The 19,596-nt window shown below is 70.7% G+C and carries 18 protein-coding genes; 10 read left to right on the forward strand and 8 right to left on the reverse strand.

The features are described 5' to 3' along the window. The first annotated feature begins 3 nt into the window (after window positions 1–3). From AB0G10_RS33645 to AB0G10_RS33655, 3 genes are read left to right on the forward strand one after another with little or no spacing between them, the layout of a single operon-like run. A complete protein-coding gene (locus tag AB0G10_RS33645; protein WP_360931042.1) occupies window positions 4–465 on the forward strand; it encodes a VOC family protein in 462 nt (153 codons plus the stop codon). A gap of 12 nt (window positions 466–477) precedes the next feature. Then, window positions 478–819, forward strand: coding sequence for a YciI family protein (locus tag AB0G10_RS33650; protein WP_360931045.1), 342 nt, complete (start codon window positions 478–480; stop codon window positions 817–819). Then, window positions 816–2,012 (forward strand): sigma-70 family RNA polymerase sigma factor, encoded by a 1,197-nt coding sequence (locus AB0G10_RS33655; RefSeq protein WP_360931048.1) that lies wholly within the window; start codon window positions 816–818, stop codon window positions 2,010–2,012. Before AB0G10_RS33650 ends, AB0G10_RS33655 begins: the two co-directional genes overlap by 4 nt. Window positions 2,013–2,026: 14 nt before the next feature. Here the strand turns inward: AB0G10_RS33655 and AB0G10_RS33660 are convergent, their stop codons facing one another. Continuing rightward, on the reverse strand, window positions 2,027–3,736 hold the full coding sequence (locus AB0G10_RS33660) for a dihydroxy-acid dehydratase (protein ID WP_360931051.1): 1,710 nt from the start codon (window positions 3,734–3,736) through the stop codon (window positions 2,027–2,029). A 52-nt stretch (window positions 3,737–3,788) separates the two neighbouring features. On the opposite strand from AB0G10_RS33660, the gene AB0G10_RS33665 reads away from it, so the two are divergent. Continuing rightward, window positions 3,789–4,634 (forward strand): SMP-30/gluconolactonase/LRE family protein, encoded by an 846-nt coding sequence (locus AB0G10_RS33665; RefSeq protein WP_360931054.1) that lies wholly within the window; start codon window positions 3,789–3,791, stop codon window positions 4,632–4,634. A gap of 3 nt (window positions 4,635–4,637) precedes the next feature. Next, the gene (locus tag AB0G10_RS33670; protein WP_360931057.1) at window positions 4,638–5,381 is read left to right on the forward strand and encodes an SDR family oxidoreductase; all 744 of its coding nucleotides are present in this window, start codon (window positions 4,638–4,640) and stop codon (window positions 5,379–5,381) included. Between the two features lie 29 nt (window positions 5,382–5,410). Here AB0G10_RS33670 and AB0G10_RS33675 read toward each other — a convergent pair whose 3' ends face one another. From AB0G10_RS33675 to AB0G10_RS33690, 4 genes are all read right to left on the reverse strand, one after another. Further along, entirely contained in the window at window positions 5,411–5,812 is a 402-nt protein-coding gene (locus AB0G10_RS33675) for an STAS domain-containing protein (protein WP_360931060.1), read from the reverse strand. A gap of 112 nt (window positions 5,813–5,924) precedes the next feature. Beyond that, window positions 5,925–7,169 (reverse strand): sigma-70 family RNA polymerase sigma factor, encoded by a 1,245-nt coding sequence (locus tag AB0G10_RS33680; protein ID WP_360931063.1) that lies wholly within the window; start codon window positions 7,167–7,169, stop codon window positions 5,925–5,927. 76 nt (window positions 7,170–7,245) lie between these two features. After that, window positions 7,246–8,346 (reverse strand): glycoside hydrolase family 19 protein, encoded by a 1,101-nt coding sequence (locus tag AB0G10_RS33685; RefSeq protein ID WP_360931066.1) that lies wholly within the window; start codon window positions 8,344–8,346, stop codon window positions 7,246–7,248. Window positions 8,347–8,428: 82 nt separating this feature from the next. Beyond that, on the reverse strand, window positions 8,429–10,069 hold the full coding sequence (locus tag AB0G10_RS33690) for a methyl-accepting chemotaxis protein (protein ID WP_360931069.1): 1,641 nt from the start codon (window positions 10,067–10,069) through the stop codon (window positions 8,429–8,431). 132 nt (window positions 10,070–10,201) lie between these two features. On the opposite strand from AB0G10_RS33690, the gene AB0G10_RS33695 reads away from it, so the two are divergent. Further along, window positions 10,202–10,918, forward strand: a complete 717-nt coding sequence (locus AB0G10_RS33695) for a hypothetical protein (RefSeq protein ID WP_360931072.1) — start codon at window positions 10,202–10,204, stop codon at window positions 10,916–10,918. A 172-nt stretch (window positions 10,919–11,090) separates the two neighbouring features. Here the strand turns inward: AB0G10_RS33695 and AB0G10_RS33700 are convergent, their stop codons facing one another. Continuing rightward, the gene (locus AB0G10_RS33700; RefSeq protein WP_360931075.1) at window positions 11,091–12,011 is read right to left on the reverse strand and encodes a DUF389 domain-containing protein; all 921 of its coding nucleotides are present in this window, start codon (window positions 12,009–12,011) and stop codon (window positions 11,091–11,093) included. Between the two features lie 45 nt (window positions 12,012–12,056). Next, window positions 12,057–12,359 (reverse strand): hypothetical protein, encoded by a 303-nt coding sequence (locus AB0G10_RS33705; protein ID WP_360931078.1) that lies wholly within the window; start codon window positions 12,357–12,359, stop codon window positions 12,057–12,059. Between the two features lie 51 nt (window positions 12,360–12,410). On the opposite strand from AB0G10_RS33705, the gene AB0G10_RS33710 reads away from it, so the two are divergent. Next, the gene (locus tag AB0G10_RS33710) at window positions 12,411–13,244 is read left to right on the forward strand and encodes an aminoglycoside phosphotransferase family protein (protein WP_360931081.1); all 834 of its coding nucleotides are present in this window, start codon (window positions 12,411–12,413) and stop codon (window positions 13,242–13,244) included. Window positions 13,245–13,315: 71 nt separating this feature from the next. Then, entirely contained in the window at window positions 13,316–16,204 is a 2,889-nt protein-coding gene (locus AB0G10_RS33715) for a hypothetical protein (protein WP_360931084.1), read from the forward strand. Here AB0G10_RS33715 and AB0G10_RS33720 read toward each other — a convergent pair. Next, window positions 16,173–16,868: an alpha/beta hydrolase gene (locus AB0G10_RS33720; RefSeq protein WP_360931087.1), complete on the reverse strand. Its 696-nt coding sequence runs from the start codon at window positions 16,866–16,868 to the stop codon at window positions 16,173–16,175. The two genes, AB0G10_RS33715 and AB0G10_RS33720, sit on opposite strands and share 32 nt — an antisense overlap. A gap of 74 nt (window positions 16,869–16,942) precedes the next feature. Here AB0G10_RS33720 and AB0G10_RS33725 point away from each other — a divergent pair, with 74 nt between their 5' ends. After that, window positions 16,943–18,301 carry an AI-2E family transporter gene (locus AB0G10_RS33725; RefSeq protein ID WP_360931090.1) on the forward strand — a complete coding sequence of 453 codons (1,359 nt, stop codon included), beginning with the start codon at window positions 16,943–16,945 and terminating at the stop codon, window positions 18,299–18,301. 74 nt (window positions 18,302–18,375) lie between these two features. Continuing rightward, a complete protein-coding gene (locus AB0G10_RS33730) occupies window positions 18,376–19,593 on the forward strand; it encodes a hypothetical protein (protein WP_360931093.1) in 1,218 nt (405 codons plus the stop codon). Window positions 19,594–19,596 lie beyond the last annotated feature (3 nt).

The following is a 19,596-nucleotide window of genomic DNA, read 5'->3' on the forward strand; positions in this document are numbered from 1 at the left end:
CCCATGACTCAGTCCATTCCGGCCGGATACCGCAGGGTCACACCGTGCCTGGTCGTCGACGGCGCGGCACAGGCGCTCGCCTTCTACGCCGAGGTGTTCGGCGCGACCGAGCGGATGCGGCTGCCCGGCCCGGGCGGGACCGTCGCGCACGCCGAGATCGAGATCGGCGACGCCGTCGTGATCGTCGAGGACGCCGATCCGCAGCGGGGCACCGCCGCGCCGCCCGCGGGGGGCCTGCCCGGCACGCCGGTCTTCCAGTTCCTCTACGTCGAGGATGTCGACGCCGTAGTGGCACGGGCCGCCGAACGCGGCGCCGAGGTGAAGCGCGCTCCGGAGAACCAGTTCTACGGTGACCGGGACGCCTTCGTCGTCGACCCGTACGGGCACGCCTGGACGGTCGCCACCCACGTCGAGGACGTCGGCCCGGACGAGATGAACCGGCGGATGGCCGCACTGTTCGCCTGAGGGGAGACCATCGTGAAGTACGTGCTCATGTTCGCCGACACCGAGCAGTTCGCCGCCGGCCTGGCCGCCATGGACGAACCCGAACGCGAACGCGCCTACGCCCGGGTGCAGCAGTGGTTCGGCCAGAACGCCGACAAGATCACCCACCATGTGCATCTGCTGCCCGCCGACGCGGCCACCACCGTACGCCTCGACGGCGCCGAGCCGCTGATCACCGACGGCCCGTACGTCGAGGGCAAGGAGATCGTCAGCGGGTTCGCCGAGATCGACGTCGCCGACCTCGACGAAGCGCTGCGCCTGGCGAAATCCTGGCCGGCCTGCCCGATCGTGGAGATCCGACCGGTCGCCGGATGACCCCGCCCACCCACGACGAGCTGGCCCGGGTGGTCCGTGACCACGCGGGCCGGCTCGCCGCCGCGCTGATCCCGCTGGTCGGGGACTTCACCGACGCCGAGGATCTGGTCGCCGACGCCGTCGAGGCAGCGCTCACCCACTGGCCGGCCGACGGCATCCCCGAGCGGCCGGACGCCTGGCTCTACACCGTCGCCCGCCGCCGCGGCCTCGACCGGCTGCGCCGCGAACACCGGCACCGCCGCAGACTCGCCCTGGTGGCCTGGCCCGCCGAACCGGAGCCCGACGCCCGGCTCCGGCTGATCTTCACGTGCTGCCACCCCGCCCTGCCCCGCGCCGCCCAGATCGCGCTCACCCTGCGCGTGGTCTGCGGGCTCACCACCACCCAGATCGCCCGGGCGTTCCTCGTCCCGGAGAGCACCGTGGGGCAGCGCATCACCCGCGCGAAACGCAAGATCCGCGACGCCGGCATCCCCTATCGCATCCCCGGCCCGGACGAGCTCGGCTCTCGCCTCACCGAGGTCCTCGCCGTGATCTACCTGCTGTTCAACGAGGGCTACCTGCCCACCGGCGACCAGCCGGCCGCCGCCCACGACCTCACCGACGACGCCGAATTCCTCGCCGCGCTGCTGCACCAGCTCATGCCCGCCGAGCCGGAACCGGCCGGGCTGCTCGCCTTGATCCGCCTGCACCGGGCCCGCGCCGCCGCCCGCTTCACCGGCGACCACGAGATCGTGCGGCTGCAGCAGCAGAACCGTGCCCTGTGGGACCACACCGCCATCGCCGACGCCGGCCGGCTGATCGCCCGCGCCGCCGCCCTGCGCCGCCCCGGCCCGTTCCAGCTGCAGGCGGCCATCGTCGCCTGCCACGCCGAGGCCGCCTCCTGGGAGGACACCGACTGGGCCCAGATCGTCGTCCTCTACGACATCCTGCTCCACCTCGCACCGTCACCGGTGACCCGCCTGCACCGCGCCGTCGCCCTGCGCTACCTGTCCGGGCCCGCCGCCGCGCTCGCCGAGACCGACGCCCTGGCCGCCGACCTCGAGCACTACCACCTTCTGCACGCCACCCGCGCCGAACTGCTGCGCGACCTCGGCGACCACGACCGGGCACGGCTCGCCGGCGCACGAGCGCTCGGCCTCGCCACCAACCCGGCCGAGCGCAGGCTGCTGCGGCGCCGCCTGGCCTGGTCCTGAGCGCTCCCGCGTTCTCAGTGGGACTCGCGGGAGACCTCGTCGCCGCTCGAGCCGAGCAGGAAGTCCAGGTCGGCGCCGGTGTTGGCCTGGCCCACGGTCGCGGTGTAGAGCCTCTCCCAGCCCCGGGACGGCCGGGTGAACGCGGCGACCGCCTCCGGCGCCGGCTCGCGGTCCTCGAAGCCGGGCGCGTCCACCTCGAGGCGGCGATTCGGGACGTCGAGGACGATCACGTCGCCGGTGCGGACCTTGGCGAGCGGGCCGCCCGCGGCGGCCTCCGGGGCGACGTGCAGGACCACCGTTCCGTACGCCGTGCCGCTCATCCGCCCGTCGCACACCCGGACCATGTCGCGGACGCCGCCGGCCAGCAGTTTCGCGGGCAGCGGCATGTTCGCGACCTCCGGCATGCCGGGGTAGCCGCGGGGCCCGCAGCCGCGCAGCACGAGCACCGAGTCCGGGGTGACGTCGAGGTCCGGGTCGTCGAGGCGGGCGTGCAGGTCCTCGATCGAGTCGAAGACGACGGCCGGGCCGCGGTGGGTGAGCAGTTCCGGTGAGGCGGCGGCCGGTTTGATGACGGCGCCGTCCGGGGCGAGGTTGCCGTAGAGGACCGCGATCCCGGCCTCCGGCTGCAGCGGGCGCTCCCGGGTCCGGATGACCTCGCGGTCGTAGACCCGGGCCGCGTCCAGGTAGTCGACCAGCGGCCGGCCGGTCACCGTGATGGCCGCCGGGTCGAGCAGGTCGCGGACCTCGGCCAGGACGGCGTGCAGGCCACCGGCCCGGTACAGGTCGTCCATCAGGAAGCGCCCGGCCGGCTGCAGGTCGGCCAGCAGCGGCACGTGCGAGCCGACCCGGTCGAAGTCGTCCTGGGTCAGGTCGACGCCGAGCCGGCCGGCGATGGCGAGCAGGTGCACGACGGCGTTGGTGGAGCCGCCGAGCGCGGCCAGCGCGACCACGGCGTTGAGGAACGACGCCCGGGTCATCACGGCGCTCGGCCGCAGGTCGCGCCCGATGAGGTCGACGACGAGCCGGCCGGTCTCGTGGGCGGCCTCGAGCAGCCGGCTGTCCGGCGCCGGGGTCCCCGCCACACCGGGCAGTGTCATCCCGAGCACTTCGGACAGCAGGCCCATCGTCGACGCCGTACCCATGGTGTTGCAGTGGCCCTTGCTCCTGATCATCGAGGACTCGGAGCGGGTGAACTCGGCGGCCGACAGGGTGCCTGCCCGGACCTCCTCGGAGAGCTGCCAGACGCCGGTCCCACAGCCGAGCGGCACCCCGCGGAACGTGCCGGTCAGCATCGGGCCGCCCGGCACCACGACGGCGGGCAGGTCGACCGAGGCGGCGCCCATGAGCAGCGCCGGGATGGTCTTGTCGCAGCCGCCGAGCAGCACCACGCCGTCGATCGGGTTGGCACGCAGCATCTCCTCGATCGCCATGGCGGCCAGGTTGCGCCAGAGCATCGCAGTCGGGCGCACCTGCGTCTCGCCGAGCGACATGACGGGCAGGTTCAGCGGGATGCCGCCGGCCTCGTGCACGCCGTCGGCGACGCTGCGGGACACCTCGTCGAGGTGGGCGTTGCACGGGGTCAGGGCGGACGCGGTGTTCGCGATGGCGATGTGCGGCCGGCCGTCGAACGCGCCGGACGGCAGGCCGCGGCGCATCCAGGCCCGGTGGATGTAGCTGTTGCGGTCGTCGCCCGAGTACCACTGGGCGCTGCGATGCGGCGGCATGGGTGACCTCCGGGATTCCGTCGAGGGAATCGATCGTGGTCGAATGGTAACCGTGACGCCACAGTTCGCCGCACGACCGGCCGGGCCCGGGACGTACGCGCTGGCCGAGGGACCGGTCTGGGACCCGGCCCGGCAGCGCCTGCTCTGGGTCGACATCGACGGCCACGCGGTCCACGCGGGCTCGCTGGCGGCGGGCGTCACCCCCACCGGGCGGTGGGACTTCGGCGCCACGGTCGGCGCGGTCGCGGTGGCCGCCGACGGGTCGCTGCTGGTGGCCGAGCGCGAGACGCTGACCCGGGTCGGACCGGACGGGTCTCGTACCCATGTCGCCCGGGTCCTGAAGGAGGGCCATCCCGGCCGGCTCAACGACGGCGCGGTCGATCCGGCCGGCCGGTTCCTGGTCGGCAGCCTCGACCCGGCCGGGAAGTCCGGCACCGAGGTGCTCGTGCGGCTCGACGACGGCGGGCTCACCACGATCGACGACGACCTGACCCTGTCGAACGGCCTGGCCTGGAGCCCGGACGGCCGGACCCTCTACAGCATCGACACCGTCCCCGGGGTCGTCTGGGCCCGCGACTACGAGCCGCTCGGCGAGCGGCGCGAGGCGTTCCGGATCGCCGACGGCCACCCCGACGGGATGTGCGCCGACACCGACGGCAACCTGTGGATCGCCATCTGGGGCGGCGGCCGCGTCGAGTGCCGCACGCCCGAGGGCCGGCTGCTCGCCACGGTCGCGGTCGACGCCCCGCACACCTCCAGCGTCGCCTTCGCCGGGCCGGACCTCGACCTGCTCGTCGTCACCACGGCACGCCAGGACGGTCATTCCGGCTCGGGCCGGCTGTTCCTCGCCCGGGTGAATGCCACGGGACTGCTCCCGCCGTACTGGAAAGGGGTTTGATCTTTGTCCGAATTCACCGGTCTGGCCGCGATCGTCACCGGCGGCGCCTCCGGCATCGGCCTGGCGACCGCCCACCTGCTCGCCGCGCGCGGCTGCCGGGTCGCCTGCCTCGACGTCAATCCCGAGGTCGAGGCCCCGCTGAGCGGCCTGCGCACGGACGTCACCGACGACGACTCGGTGCGCGCCGCGGTCGCCGAGGCGGCCGGGCGACTCGGTGGGCTGGACATCGTGGTGAACAACGCGGGCATCGGTGCGCAGGGCACCGTGACCGACAACGACGACGCCGAGTGGCAGCGGGTCTTCGACGTGAACGTGCAGGGCATGGTCCGGGTGTCCCGGGCGGCGCTGCCCTGGCTGCGCGACTCCGCGCACGGCGCGATCGTGAACGTGTCCTCGATCGCCGCCACCGCCGGGCTGCCGCAGCGCGCGCTCTACTCCGCCTCGAAGGGCGCGGTCCTCTCACTCACCCTCGCGATGGCCGCCGATCACGTCGCCGACGGCATCCGCGTCAACTGCGTCACGCCGGGCACCGCCGACACGCCGTGGATCAACCGGCTGCTGGCGAAGGCCGGCGACCCCGCCGCCGAGCGGGCCGCCCTCAACGCCCGCCAGCCGATCGGCCGCCTGGTCAGCGCGGACGAGGTCGCGCACGCGATCGTCCACCTGGCGAGCCCGCTCTCCTCGGCGACGACCGGGACGGTGCTGGCGGTCGACGGCGGCATGCAGGGGCTACGCCTGCGGAAGTGACACGCCCGCGGAGACGACGGGCCGCCGGATCAGCGCCACCAGGGCGCCCAGAACCGCCGACCGTCCGGCTCGGCAGGCTCCGGCTCGGCGGGCGGCAGGTGGAACAGGTCGCCGAGCCCGCAGATCTCCAGCACCTGCCGGACGTTCTCGTGCGCCTGGCTGATCTCGACCCGGCTGCCCCGCTCCTCGGCGAGGTCACGGCAGCGCAGCAGCGCCCGCAGGCCCGCCGAGCCGAGGAAGACCAACCCGCTGAGGTCGAACACGACGAGCTCGGACGACGTCTCGCCGAGCCGTCCGAGGATCTCGGACTGCATCGCGTCACTGTTGCTGGAGTCGACCTCACCGGCCACCGCGATCACCGAACGGGCGGTCGTGCGGGTGAGGAGCTGAACGGACAGCGGGGAATCGGCATAGTCAGTGTCCACGAACATGACGGAACCTCCGGTCCGGTTCGCTTTCGTTGACCCGCCCGCGTCTGCGAGGACGAGTGCCGAGAAGGCGACCTGGATGGCCGGGGACCCGACGTGGAGCAATGCCACCACGCTACGCCCCTTTTCCCCCACCGTCAGACGCCCGGTGCGACGAATTTCGGCGGCGCCGCAGGTAGGCGATCTCCGCGCTGTTGCCGGCCAGCGCGATCGCCCGGTCATAGGCGTCCCGGGCCTCGTCGCCGCGCCCCAGCCGGCGCAGCAGGTCGGCCCGGGTCGCGTGGAAGGCGTGGTAGCCGTCCAGCGCCTCCCCGAGCCGGTCGGCGGCGGCCAGCCCCACCGCGGGCCCGTCCACCTCGGCCACGGCGATGGCCCGGTTCAGCGCGACGACCGGGGACGGGTCGAGCGCGACCAGCTGGTCGTAGAGCGCCACCACCTGCGACCAGTCGGTGTCCCGGGCGTGGCGGGCCGACGTGTGCACCGCGTTGACGGCCGCCAGGATCTGGTACCGCCCCGGCGCCTGCCCGGTCGCCAGCCGCGCCCGGACCAGCCGGTGCCCCTCGGCGATCATCCCGGCGTCCCAGGCGCCGCGGTCCTGCTCGGCCAGGACGACCAGCTCCTGGTCGGACGACACCCGGGCGGCCCGGCGCGCCTCGGTGAGCAGCATCAGCGCGAGCAGCCCGGCCACCTCGCCGTCGTCCGGCATCAGGGCGCGGAGCAGCCGGGTGAGCTCGATGCCCGAGGACGTCAGGTCCCGCCGGATCGGATCGGTTCCGGGCCCGGTGGCCAGATAGCCCTCGTTGAAGATCAGGAACAGGACGGCGAGAACGCCGGTGACCCGCGCCGGCAGATCGTCCGGCCCGGGCACCCGATACGGGATCCGGGCCGCCTTGATCTTCGTCTTGGCCCGGGTGATGCGCCGGCTCATGGCCGCCTCCTGGACCAGGAAGGCCCGGGCGATCTCGGCCACCGTCAGGCCGCCGACCATGCGCAGGGTCAGGGCCACCCGGGTCTCCATGGCGAGCGCCGGATGACAGCAGGTGAATATCAGCCGGAGCCGCTCGTCCTCGATGACTCCGGGAGAGCGGGGCGGTTCGTCGTACCCGATCTGGGCCTCTTGATGTTTCTCCCGGCGCCTGCTCTCCCGCCGGAGCCGGTCGATGGCCTTGCGGTGAGCGGTCGTCATGAGCCAGGCGCCGGGGCGGGGCGGGACGCCGTCCGCGGGCCATCGCTCCACCGCGGCCGCGAACGCCTCGGCGGCGGCCTCCTCGGCGATGTCGAGATCGCCGAACCGCCGGGCTAGAGCGGCGACCACCCGCGCCCATTCGTCACGATGGGCGCGGGTGAGCGCGTCGTTCACCGGAATGGCCCGCTCCTGTCGTCGATCACCGAACCGAATTCTGCACCATCAGAGGCCCGGTCCGGATCGGACGCTCTTAGCAGGACAGGTTTCCACCGGGGCTCACGCCCAGGATGCCGGCGAACCGGTTGTACGCGTTGATGCGGCTCTGCACCTGCGCCGGGTTGCCGCCGTTGCACTCGAGCGAGCCGTTGATGCTGCGGATCGTCTCGCCGAAGCCGCGGCCGTTCACCATGGCGTCGTGCGGGGTCATCGTGCCCGGGCCGCGCTGGGTCATCCAGTACCAGACGGCGGTCTGGTAGGCGACCGACGCCTCGTTCTTGACCCGGTCCGGGTTGTTCAGCAGGTCGATGCCGAGCGCGTCACCGGCCGCCTTGTAGTTGAAGTTCCAGCTCAGCTGGATCGGTCCGCGACCGTGGTACGCGCTCTGCCCGGCCGGGCACCCGTACGGCTGGTTGCGGTCGCAGTACAGCGGCCAGTTCGCCTGGTTGATCTCCTCGACGTAGACCAGGCCGCCGGACTCGTGGTTCACGTTCGCGAGGAAGGCCGCGGCCTCCTGCTTCTTGACCGTGTCGCTGCCGGTCCTGGTGAAAGCCGGGAACTTCTTGACGGCGTCGATCAGGCCGGCGTACGTGTAGAAGCCGATCCGGTTCGGGAACATCTGGTTGAACTGCGCCTCGCTGACCGGGAAGCCGCCGGTGTTGCCGGTGGGCGGCGGGGTGGTCGTGCCACCGCCGGTGCAGGTGTACGGCGCCCAGTACCAGGTGCTGATCACCGGGTCGTAGCCCGGGTTGGCGTTCGTCGCCCGGTAGTAGAGCCCGTTGGTGTAGCGCACGATCGACCCGGCGTTGTAGTACTGCCCGGCGACCCAGTTCGGGTGGTTGCAGCCGGTCGCGGGCGGCGGGTTCGTGGTGCCGCCGCCACCGCAGGCGCCGTTGTCGGCCCACACGCCGGAACCGCCGGTGCTGGGCGCCTCGCCCTGGGTCCACCACTTGGCGGTCCAGTTCCGGCCGTTGTGCGACGCGCGCATGTTCGCGGTGTAGACCGCCGAGCTGCTGTAGGCGGAGACGCAGGCCTCGGCCGCGTTCGACGCCGTCATGGGGAGGATCGCCGCGGCGGCGCCGGCCAGCGCGACGCTGACGGCGGCCAGGATGGACAAGAGCCGTCTTCTGGGCATACTTCACCTTCCGGGGGATCAGGGATACATCGACTTAACTGGATCCCGGAAGGTGAAGTCAAGAAATCTGTAAAGAAAGTTATCAGACGCGGAACTGGGACACCACCGTCCGCAGCTCGGCGGAGATGCCGGCCAGCTCGGCCGCCGTGTCCCGGGCCTCGCCGAGCGCCGCCGTCGTGGTCTGCGCCGCCGTCGCGACACCGTCGATGTTGCCGGCGATCGCCGACGTGCCCTGCGCCGCGTCGCCGACGCTGCGCGCCATCTCCCCGGTCGTCGCGGTCTGCTCCTCCACCGCCGACGCGATGGTGGTCTGATAGTCGCTGATCCGCGCGATGATCGAGGAGATCTCGCCGATCGCCGCGACCGCCTGCGAGCTGTCCGCCTGGATCGCCTCGACCCGCTGGGCGATGTCCTCGGTGGCCCGCGCCGTCTCCTGGGCCAGGTCCTTGACCTCGCTCGCGACCACGGCGAAGCCCTTGCCCATCTCGCCGGCGCGAGCGGCCTCGATGGTGGCGTTGAGCGCGAGCAGGTTCGTCTGTTCGGCGATCGCCGTGATCGTCTTGATCACGTTGCCGATCTCCGAACTGGACGCGCCGAGCTGCGAGACCGTCGCGTTGGCGCTGTCCGCCACCCCGACCGCCTCGCTGGCGACCCGGGCCGCCTCGGACGCGTTCGACGCGATCTCCCGGATCGAGGCGCCCATCTCCTCGCTGCCGGCCGCCACGGTCTGCACGTTCAGCGACACGTCGCCGGCCGCGGTGGCCGCCACGTTCGCCTGCGCGGCCGCGTTCTGCGCCGACTCCCCGATCTCCTCGGCCACCCGGGTGAGCCGCTCGGTGCTGACACCGAGCGTCTGCGAGCTGCTGGTCAGCCGGGTCACCATGGACCGCAGCCCCTCGCGGGCGGTGTTCACGGCGACCGCCATGGCGCCGAGCTCGTCCCGCGCGTGCACCTCGGCGCCCACGGTCAGGTCACCCTCGGCCACCGCCGCGAGGGCGCTCGAGACGCTGCTCAGTTGCCGCCCGATCAGCCGCGACACCAGCACGGCGATCGCGATCGCGAGAATCAGGCCCACCACAAGGCACAAAATCATTTGGGTACGGGCGGAGCCGTAGGTGTCCTCGGCATGCGCGGCCATCTCCGCCGACTCGTCGTTCTCGGTGTCCTGCAGCTTCACCACCGCGGCGCGCAGCTGGTCCTGGGTCTGCGTCCACACCGCCGCGACCTGGTCGGCAGGGGGCATCTCCATCCCGGCGGCGGGCTTCTCGCCGAACAGGGCGACCTCGCGCAACTGCTGGTAGTACTGGAAGCGCTCGATCACCTCGGCCACGTCGGCCTGCCGGGCCGCCGAGTCCGTGGACAGCGTCCGGTACTTCTCGGCGGCGGCCAGGAACTCCTCGTCGAGCGCCGGCAGCGCATCCCGGGACGCGGCCTTCTGCGCCGCCGGGACCAGCGCCCACCCGAACAGCGCCTGGAACTCGCCGGAGAGCGCCCCGCGCATGGTGCTCAGCTGCAGGCTGCTGTCGACGTGTTGCGACTTCATCGCCTTGATGTCGTCGTTGAGGCTGCTCAACCGCACCATGCCGAGCACACCGACGACCAGCGCCACCACCGCGGCGCAGAGCACCGCCGTGTAGATCTTCGTACCCACTGGGAAGTCGGCCAGGGCGCCGGTCAACCCGTTGCGCCGCGCCGTGACCTCGACCTTCTGCCCGCTCTTCACTTCCACATGATCAGACGAATGACCCCTTCTCCGGGCCGCGCCGACCACAGGCGGCCCCCGGGGGCCATCGCCCGATCGTGGGCACCGGCGCGTACGGTGTGACCGTTTCGGGACGGGAGTTACGGTGGTCGGATGTCTACCAGACTGTCACCTGCGGAGTGGGCCCGGCGCCGCCGGGCCGACCGTGTCGACCGCCGGCTCGAGGTCGCCGGCGCCCGCGCCTTCGGGCGGCTCGGCCGCCTCGGGGAGAGCTGGCACATCGTCGACTGGTCACAGACCGGTCTGTCGCGGCGGCACGACGACAACGACCCGGTCCGCGCCCGGGCGAGCTTCCTCGCGATCGGCCCCGGCGGCATCTACGCGGTCACCGTCGCCGACCAGGGCATCTCCCGCGTCCTCATCGTCGGCGACGTGGTGCAGATCAACGGCCGCCGGCTGCCGTACGTCGCCGAGGCCCGCCGCGCCGCCGGCCGCGCCGCCACCGCCCTGACCGCGGGGGCCGGCGTCAACGTGCCGGTCACCCCGGTCCTCGCCTTCACCGGCATCGGCGCGCTGAGCACCCACGGCGTGCCCACCACATGTCTCATCGCGACCGACCGCGAACTCGACCGGCTCCTGGTGGCCGGCGGCACCCGGCTCAACCCGGGCACGGCGGCCCGGCTGGCCCGGATGGCCCGCGACCGGGCCGCCGCCACCCTCCGCTCCCCCACCGGCGACGAGCCCCCGCCCCACGCCGCCGGCCGCGCTGTTGACGAGCCCTCGACCCGCCCCGCCGCCAACGGCCGCACCGGCGCCGTCCCGCCCCAGCGCCCCGAGCCCCGATCCCCCGCGCCCGCCCGCAACCCCTAGCCGCCCTCCCCCAACAGCGCGATCTTGGCGAAATCGGCCCACGGAGCAACCGAAAGTCTCCAAGATCGCGCCGGCGGCGGCAGCGTCGCGGCGGCGCCAGCGGCGGCGGCGTCGCGGCGGCGCCAGCGGCGGCGGCGTCGCGGCGGCGCCAGCGGCGGCGGCGCGGTGGGTCTCAGGTGGAGCGTTGCCACGCCAGCCGCTGCACCGCGAGCGTCAGCACGCCCGCCACCACGATCGCGGCCAGGTTGATGACCAGCTGGAGGGCCGAGCCGAACGCCTCCGACCGCACCCCGTAGGCGAGCGCCACCGCGGCGTTCGCGGCCGCCGGGACGGTGGTCACCGAGATCAGGACGCCGACGAGGGTTCCGGCCTTGGCCGAGGTCAGCGACAGGATGCCGGCCACCCCGCCGAGGAAGCCGATCACCCAGGACAGCGCGTCGGGGCGCCAGATGAAGTCGGTCAGCGGCCGGTCGGCCAGCAGCATCGACTTGTCGATCAGGCCGGCGGCGGTCAGCAGCCACACCGCCACCACCGTGACGATCATGCCGAACGGGAAGCCGACGCCGAGCGCCAGCAGCGAGCGGCGCAGCAGGTAGGCCCTGCGCCGCACCAGGCCGACGCAGAGGGCGGCGAGCGGGCCGAACTCGGGGCCGACCACCATCGAGCCGACGATCAGGATGGGCTGGTCGAGCAGCACGCCGAGGGCCGCGATGATGGTGGCGATGGTCATGAACGCCAGGTAGGAGGCGGAGAGCGCGGTCTCGTCGCCGGTCTGCTGCTCCAGCTCGTGCCAGACGACCGCGTCCACGCCGAGGCCGGGCACCCGCCGCGCCGCCCGCCGGGCCGACGCCGACAGCGCCGCGTCGACGCGCTCGACCACGATCGCGCCGTCCACGTCGAGGCCCTGCTCACGCAACCGGTCGAGGACGTCGCTGGCGCCCTCCCGGACGACGTCGAACTCGATCACGTCGCCGCGCGGGGAACGGGCCGCGTCGGGCAGCAGGATCAGGTGCGTGACCGCCGCGTACCCATCAAGCTCTTTCATCACCTCGGCGGTGACCTCATGGGGCGCGATCACCCGGACATGCAGCATGCCCCGGAAGCTTAGGCGCTCCTCCGGGGCATGCTCGGGTGGTTGTCAGTGAGTGGCCGCGCCGGTGTAGGTGATCGGACCGTCCGGCGTCTCCGCGTCCCGCAGCGAGGCGGGCTTGGCGCCGGCGACCGGCTCCTCGGACTCCACGACACCGGCGGCACGCGGCCGGCTGTCACCGGTGCCCGCCCCGGCGAGCAGCGCCTTCGCGGAGCTTTGCGCCTGGGTGACGGCGGGGCTGCCGGCGGCCTTGCGGGCCACCGACGCGATCTGTTCGTACTTCTCCCGGCCCGCGCGGGTGCCGAGCACATAGCCGGCGGCGAGTCCGGCAGCCAAAGTAAGAAGTCGCATGTCCGGGAAGTGCCCCGCTGCCCCGCCGGGAAAACGTCTATCATCCGCGCTGTGCTGTCGGCTGCCCAACAGGAACTGCTGAACCGCTGGCTTCCCGGCGCCACCGTCGAACGGGACCACAGCTGGGGTGTCGTGCAGACCACGGTCCTCGAGGTCACCTGCGGCGGTTCCCGGTTCATCGTGAAGGCGGGCGGCCCGCGCGACCACCACATCGAACGGGAGATCCGCGCCCACCGGAACTGGCTGACGCCGTGGACCAGCCGTGGCCGCGCCCCATCCCTGGTCCACGGCGACACCGGCGCGAAGCTGCTGGTGACGACGTACCTGCCGGGCCGGCTCCTGCTGGACAGCGACCACCTCACCGACCCGGACGCCTTCGCACAGGCCGGCGCTCTGCTGGCGATGCTGCACGACCAGGCCACCGGCGTCGACGACTACGAGGCGCGCGAGAACGCCAAGTGCCTGAAACTCCTCGACGGCCCGCACCGCATCGCCGCACCCACTGTGGAACGGCTCCGGTCCCTCCTCACCGCCTGGCCCGCGCCACCAGCCGTCGTCGTCCCCACCCACGGCGACTGGCAGCCCCGCAACTGGCTCATCCACCGGGGCGTCGTCAGCATCATCGACTTCGGCCGGGCCGCGATGCGCCCCGCCTACACCGACTTCTCCCGCCTGGCCGCCCAGGACTTCAAGGACAGTCCCGCCCTCGAGGCCGCTTTCATGCAGGGGTACGGGTCGGAGCCGCGCGCCACCGAGGCCTGGAACCGGGGCCGTCTCCGCGAGGCGATCGGCACGGCGTGCTGGGCCTACGCCAACCACGAGGAGGCGTTCGAGGCCCAGGGCCACCACATGATCGCCGAATCCCTCCACGACTTCCCGGACTGAGCGCGCGGTCGGCGGATTCCGGCGCGGCGGCGAGGCCAGGCGAGCATCGATAGGCATGGCACCATCGCCTCATGCCGCTACCGCTGACGGACTCAGGCTTCGACTCGGACAAGAATCATCTTCTCGCCGAGATCGGCGGACCAGTTGCCCAACTTTTTCTCGACGTCAGTTCCGCTATTCACGTCGCCGCGCCGACACCCTTGCCACCACCCACGATCAAGAGTTCCGAGGTGGATGCCTTCACGCGCACCTGCAAGAACCTGCAGGAGGAGGCGAAACACAACCTGGACGACGCAATGGCGCAGACCAGCGCGATGAATTGCGGCAGCCTGGCCGTGCTTCTCGGCCAGATCGATCTAAGGCTGCGGTCGATCACGGGCTCACCCAACGCGTTCTCATATGAGATCGAATTGATCGTCGCCTCGCGTCCGGGACCGAGTTGGACGGAGAAGATCGACGTCGGCGCCGCGCTGAGGGCTCTCCGGGAAGCACGAAAATTCAACGCCTACAGCCATCTGCTGCTTTTCGCCGAAGGACTCAACGACGAACCTCACGAGTTCTCCTGGGCGAACGTCTCCCTCGGTTCTGCCTTCAGCACGGAATGGCTCTCCGGCCGCGGCAAGTTCTTCACGGCGTATGATCTGCGGTATCTGGACGCAATCAGAAAAGACCTGGCACTCCATGGGATCCACCGGCCCGATGCGCGAGCCGCACACGCGCTGGCTCAGCCCTTCATACGCCGCTGGAACGGAGTGGTGAGCCGGTTGATGAATTCCCTCCCTCCCGGCAGCCTTCTGGCACGGCTTGCCACCTCTCAATCGCTACTCACCCATGACAAGGAATTGACGGCGGACGAGCACGAGAAGGCGACCGCCGCACTAACTGAACTGTCCCTGACCTCTGAAGATATCCTGAATTCTCTTCCCCGAGAATTTCAACAGGAGGCAGCGGTCTGGCTGGAGACACTAACACTGAGCAACTCGACGTCCGACCGGTCCGCCATCCATCCCTACATGGACTCGCCGCTCCGGCAGCGGCCTATCATGTCCGCGAGGTCACGGAACATTCTGGCACTTCCCCACAAGATCACCACTGATCTGTCCTCGCTGATCGGCGATTCGTGGTCCCTGGATCTCAAAGAAAGCTATTTCTCTGCTAGGGCGAGGAGCGTTGAGTCACTCTCTATTCAAACGCTTTCCGAAGTCTTCTCCGGATGCCGAACCATCGAAGGCGCCTACTACTCCAGCCGCGATGGAAGGATTCGAGGGGAGGTCGACGGCATTCTCGTGTGGCACGACGTCTGTCTCATCATCGAAGGAAAAGGTGGCTATCTGTCGATTGCCGCCCGCCGAGGGTCGGAGGAGGCAGCGCTGTCCGACCTTCGCCAGACGGTCAGCGAAGGTTTCTTCCAAGCGTCGCGCCTCGCCCGGGTGCTGGAACTGGACAGGTGCGTCGAACTGCGCACAGCTTCGGGGGAAGCACTCACGCTCCAGGAGAGTGCATTGCGCCGCCTCTATGTCGTCATTCCGACGGCTGACGACCTGAGCGTGGTGGCAACGCAGCTTCCGATCCTCTGGGGAAAGGGATTGCTGCCCCGAGGATCGTTGCCGTTGATCGTATCGACCCAAGACCTGATGTTGATGGCGGACGCCTTGGGCAGCGCCACCGAGATGATTGCCTACCTGGACTTCCGGGAAGAAGTACTGAGCAGCACTTACATTCATATGGCTGATGAAATGGAGGTTCTCGGTGCGTTCGTAGGTGGAATCGACATCGTCGGCGAAGCGAGGGCCAACCTGGCCGACAAAACCGTGAACAGGCGCTTCGACCGCAAGAGGAAGTTTCACCTGATGCAGGTCGCGCCGGTGCAGCAGGAGAGGCACATCAGCCCGTGGCTCGCTGCGAAATTCGGTCGGTCGATCAATGGCGACGACGCCGTACCGCGGCCATCCAGGCACAGCAGTGCAGACCGGCACGTACTTCACGAGATGTGGGAGAGCAAACCCGATGTGGCCTCCCAATCCGCCGGCATCAACCTTCCTCGCCAGATGCCCGAGGTCATCGTTGGCGCATGCGCCGAACTACCCGTCAAGGGCGTTCGCGTGCGTCGTCACAATGCCATCTCGGCGATCGCCTTTCCCCGGAGCATGAGTCTTGATCGCGTGCAGAGGAGTCCGGATGTCAAGAAAGCGACGGAACTCTCGCGCTACGTCATCTTCGTGCAGCTTGGCGACGGCCGGCCCGAACTGGCGCACGTCGCGCTGGGCAAGAAACATCCCCGATTCAAACTCAATCGGGTAAGGCTCGCCCTCCGGTCGGGGATACCGTTGCACGACGGGTGGTACGCGAGCATGGAAGCCAAGCGCTCGAAGCTGTTCGACAAGTCGTTGGTTGCCGCTCTCGAAACGGAGGGGCTATCCAGGGATGTAGCGGTCGGCGTCGTGCGCGCCGGACTTGCCGAGAAGGTGAGAGCAACGTCGTCCGCCGGCGCCGGCCTGGCTAAGTCAGCCGCACTCTGGATGGGGGAAATCAGTTACATAGCGTCCACACTGAAGATTCGCACGGCCGATTTTCCGCTTCCGGTGGCCCAGATCGCCCGAATCCTGTCCCAGGTGGAAGAGCGTGTTCTACCCAAGAGCAATGTCGCCGCACTTCTGCGCCTCAGTCTGCGCACACCGGAAACTGATCCACATACAGTCGCCCGCGACGCCGGACTGTTGGCGAGCGACGACACTGATGCGCTGAGGACCGCCATTCGCATGGTCTTGCAGGAAGAGCCCGACGCCGCCCGCAAATTACGGAGCGGGAAGACCGCGGTGCAGAATTTTCTTCTTGGCCAGGTCGCGAGGAATCTTGGTAGAAAACCGCGAGCTGATCTCGTTATGAAGCTGTTGAACGAGGAGGCCAGGAAAGAACACGGCGATGACGTCAGCCAGACCAGCCGGCGGTCATCGTCCTGATGTGGGCGGTTACGGCGTCCGGGTCGACGAGTTGGTGGAGGTGTTCGCCGGGTAGGTGGTCGACCCGCCAGCCCCGGTGGGCGGCCTCCTTCGCCATCGGTTCGTAGGCGGGGGCGAACAGCAGGTAGCCGCACGGGCGGTCGTCCCAGCCGGCCGGGACCGGGACGTGCTCCTCGTAGTAGGACAGTGGCAGGCGCGGCTGCTCGGCGGTGACCAGAGCGCGGGTGGCCGGGTCGGGGAACATCGGGGCCACGTCGGCCTCGTCCCACCACTGCGTCCACTGCGGCAGGCGGCCGTCGGGCCGGAGCTTGGGGCGCAGGAAGTCGAGCAGCTCCGGCGGCGCGACCGGGGTGGGGCCGGCGGTCGCGGGGAGGGCGGCGTCGACGAAGAGGCAGCCTGCCACTCGTCGCGGACTGGCGTCGACGATGGCCGGGACGAAGAGGCCGGCGTTGCTGTGCGCGACGATCACGATCGGGTGCTCACGGCGTACCGGATGAAGGACATCCTGGACCGCCTGCGCAACCGGCCGCCAGAAGGGCGGGCCCTCGTCGGCCACGCCCAGCAGGGAAGGCACGAGGACCGGCGCGTCGAGGCGGTCCGCGACCGGTGCCCAGGTGGACGGGCCGACCGAGGGGCTGTGGACGAGCACGATGGTGGCATCCATCCGCTCACCCTTACGGAATGCGGCGAAAACGGCGACCCCGCCGGCGCGCGAAACCCGCATGGAAGCGGCGTGAAATGGGCAGACAGCACGTCATGGGTTGGGCGCAGAGTGTCCGGGAACGTGCCCGGACGACATTGGCCGCGGCGGAGAGCCGCAACGTGCCGCCGCCGTTCACGGCGGGACCGGACCTCCAGGACCCCGGCCCGCCGCCGGTCGTCGTGGTGAATCAGCGCTCCAGCAGCGAGGATCTGCTGCCCCGCGGGGTACGGACGGCCGGCGCCTGGGCGTGGCGGTTCATCCTGTTCGTGGTGGCGGCGTACCTGCTGCTGCGCCTCATCGGACTGTTGCGCGTCGTCGTCATCCCGGTGGTGGTGGCGCTGCTGCTCGCGGCGCTCTTCCAGCCGGCCAGCGCCGCCCTCGCGCGCCGCGGCATGAACCGCTCGCTCTCCGCGGGGCTGGTCCTCGTCGCCGCGCTGCTGCTGGTCTTCGGTGGTCTCGGCCTGATCATCCGTACGTTCATAGCCCAGTTCGACACGCTGTCGGCGCAGGTCAGCGAGGGCATCGACGAAATACAGAGCTGGCTGTCCAACAGTCCGCTGCACATCACCGACGCGCAGCTCAGCGACTACGTGGACCGGGCCCGGGAGACCGTGACCGGCAACCAGGACGCGCTCACCAGCGGCGCGCTGAGCACCGCGACGACGCTCGGCGAGGTGGTGACCGGCTTCTTCCTGGTGCTGTTCACGCTCTTCTTCTTCCTGCGCGACGGCGGCGGCATCTGGTCGTTCCTCTGCCGGCTGCTGCCCCGGGAGGCGCGCGTCCCGGTGGCCCGGTCCGGGCACTACTCCTGGCACACGCTGGTCTCCTACGTGCACGCGACGGTGCTGGTGGCGTTCGTGGACGCGGTCGGCATCGGCATCGGCCTGGCCCTGCTCCGGGTGCCGCTGGCGCTGCCGCTGGCCGCGCTCGTGTTCCTCGGCGCGTTCATCCCGGTGGTCGGCGCGACCGTCACCGGCGCGGTGGCCGTGCTCGTGGCGCTGGTCGCGAACGGGCCCGCCACCGCCATCGGCGTGCTGGCCATCGTGATCGCCGTGCAGCAGCTGGAGGGGCACGTGCTCCAGCCGCTGATCATGGGCCGGGCGGTGGCGCTGCACCCGCTCGCCGTCATCCTCGCCATCGCCGCCGGCGTGGTGGCCGCCGGGATCGTCGGCGGCCTCATCGCGGTGCCGCTGCTCGCGGTCCTGAACACGGCGATCCGCTACCTGGTCCGGCACCCGGACGGGGAGCCGACGCCGGACAAGGAGCCGCCGGGCACCGTGGAGTCCTCCGGCGAGCCGATCTCGTCCCCGCCCGCGCCGGCGCAGCAGATCCCGGCCGACCCGGCCGACCCGCCGCCGGCCAGCACCTCGGTCGCCGCGGCGGAGCAGCGATGACCGTCGTCGACTAGACGCCGTTTCTGGGAGGCCCTCGCTATCCTCGAGCTGTCGAGGAGACACGCGGGGGCCTCATGGACGCTCGTGATCACCGGATATCCGAACAAGATCCGGTTCTGGTCTTCAACTACGGTGACCCCTCCTATCACCGTGCGCCGGACCGGACACCTGACCTGGTCGTCACCGACGACATCTTCCTGCGGTTGATCGCGTACCTCCTCTTCGCCGACTCGATATGCATCCCCGCCCGGCACATCGTCCGCGGACCGGCGATGGGGTCGGCCGTCAGCTGGGCGGCACCGCTGCTCGCCGAAGGGATCATCCAGCCGGCCCGCCGCAATGACGTCGGCACGTTCGAGGACAATCTCTGCCGGGACGGCCGGGCCATCACAGCGGCCGAGCTCGCCCGAGCACGAATGCTCGACCGATTCACCACGAGGAGCTACCTCTTCGACTCGACCGGCATGGCAGCCGCGAATCGCAGCGTGCTCCTGGGCGACCTCTCCCTCGACGGTGCTTTCCGGCGCTCGGTGTGCGGTGGGCGGTTCGGCCGATATGCGGAACCGCTGTCGGACGCCGCCGGCGAGTACGGCGACGCCGGTGACGGCTCCGTCGACAACTTCATCGACATCGTCGCCCGGCACGCACAGCCCCTCCGGGCATCGGCCAGCCGGTGGGCACTCGCCCGGTACTACACCACGCCGGTGCTCTGTGGCGTGGACACCGTCAACACTCGTGAGATCCCCGCCTCGGCGGCCGCCCTGCTGATCCGCGGCGGCGTGATGGCGTCGGTGCTCGCGTCGCCGCTCGTGGCCGATCGGCTCAGCCCGGTCGAGACGGCCTGCCATCGGCTGCGTTCGTCGCTGCCTGCCCTGCCCGTGACCGAGCACGCCTCCCGCTACTGCGCCGCGCTGCTGGAAGTACGGCAGGCCATTCCGCAGGCCAGGCAGTTGTTCTCCGAGGTGCTGCGACCGGCGGAGATTCGCGACGCCGAGGTGACGGTGGCACAGAGGTTCGAGCGCGAGCTGAACCGGCAGATGCGGAGCCGATCCAGCAACGGACGCGCTTTCACACTCGTCTCCTCGTTGATCGGCGGTGTGGGGGGAGCTGCTCTAGGCGTGGTCACCGGCATCGACCCCGTGCTGAACGCCGGTACCGGCCTGGCGTTCGGGATCGCCACCAACATCGCCTCGAATGAGATCCAGAACCTGCTGCGGGAAAGGTCCACCCTCCGGAAACGGCCCTGGCTGATCGCGGTCGACCACATGGAGAGGTCCCTGCAAAGGCCATGATGC

Source organism: Actinoplanes sp. NPDC023714 (genome assembly GCF_040639855.1).
Lineage (GTDB): Bacteria > Actinomycetota > Actinomycetes > Mycobacteriales > Micromonosporaceae > Actinoplanes.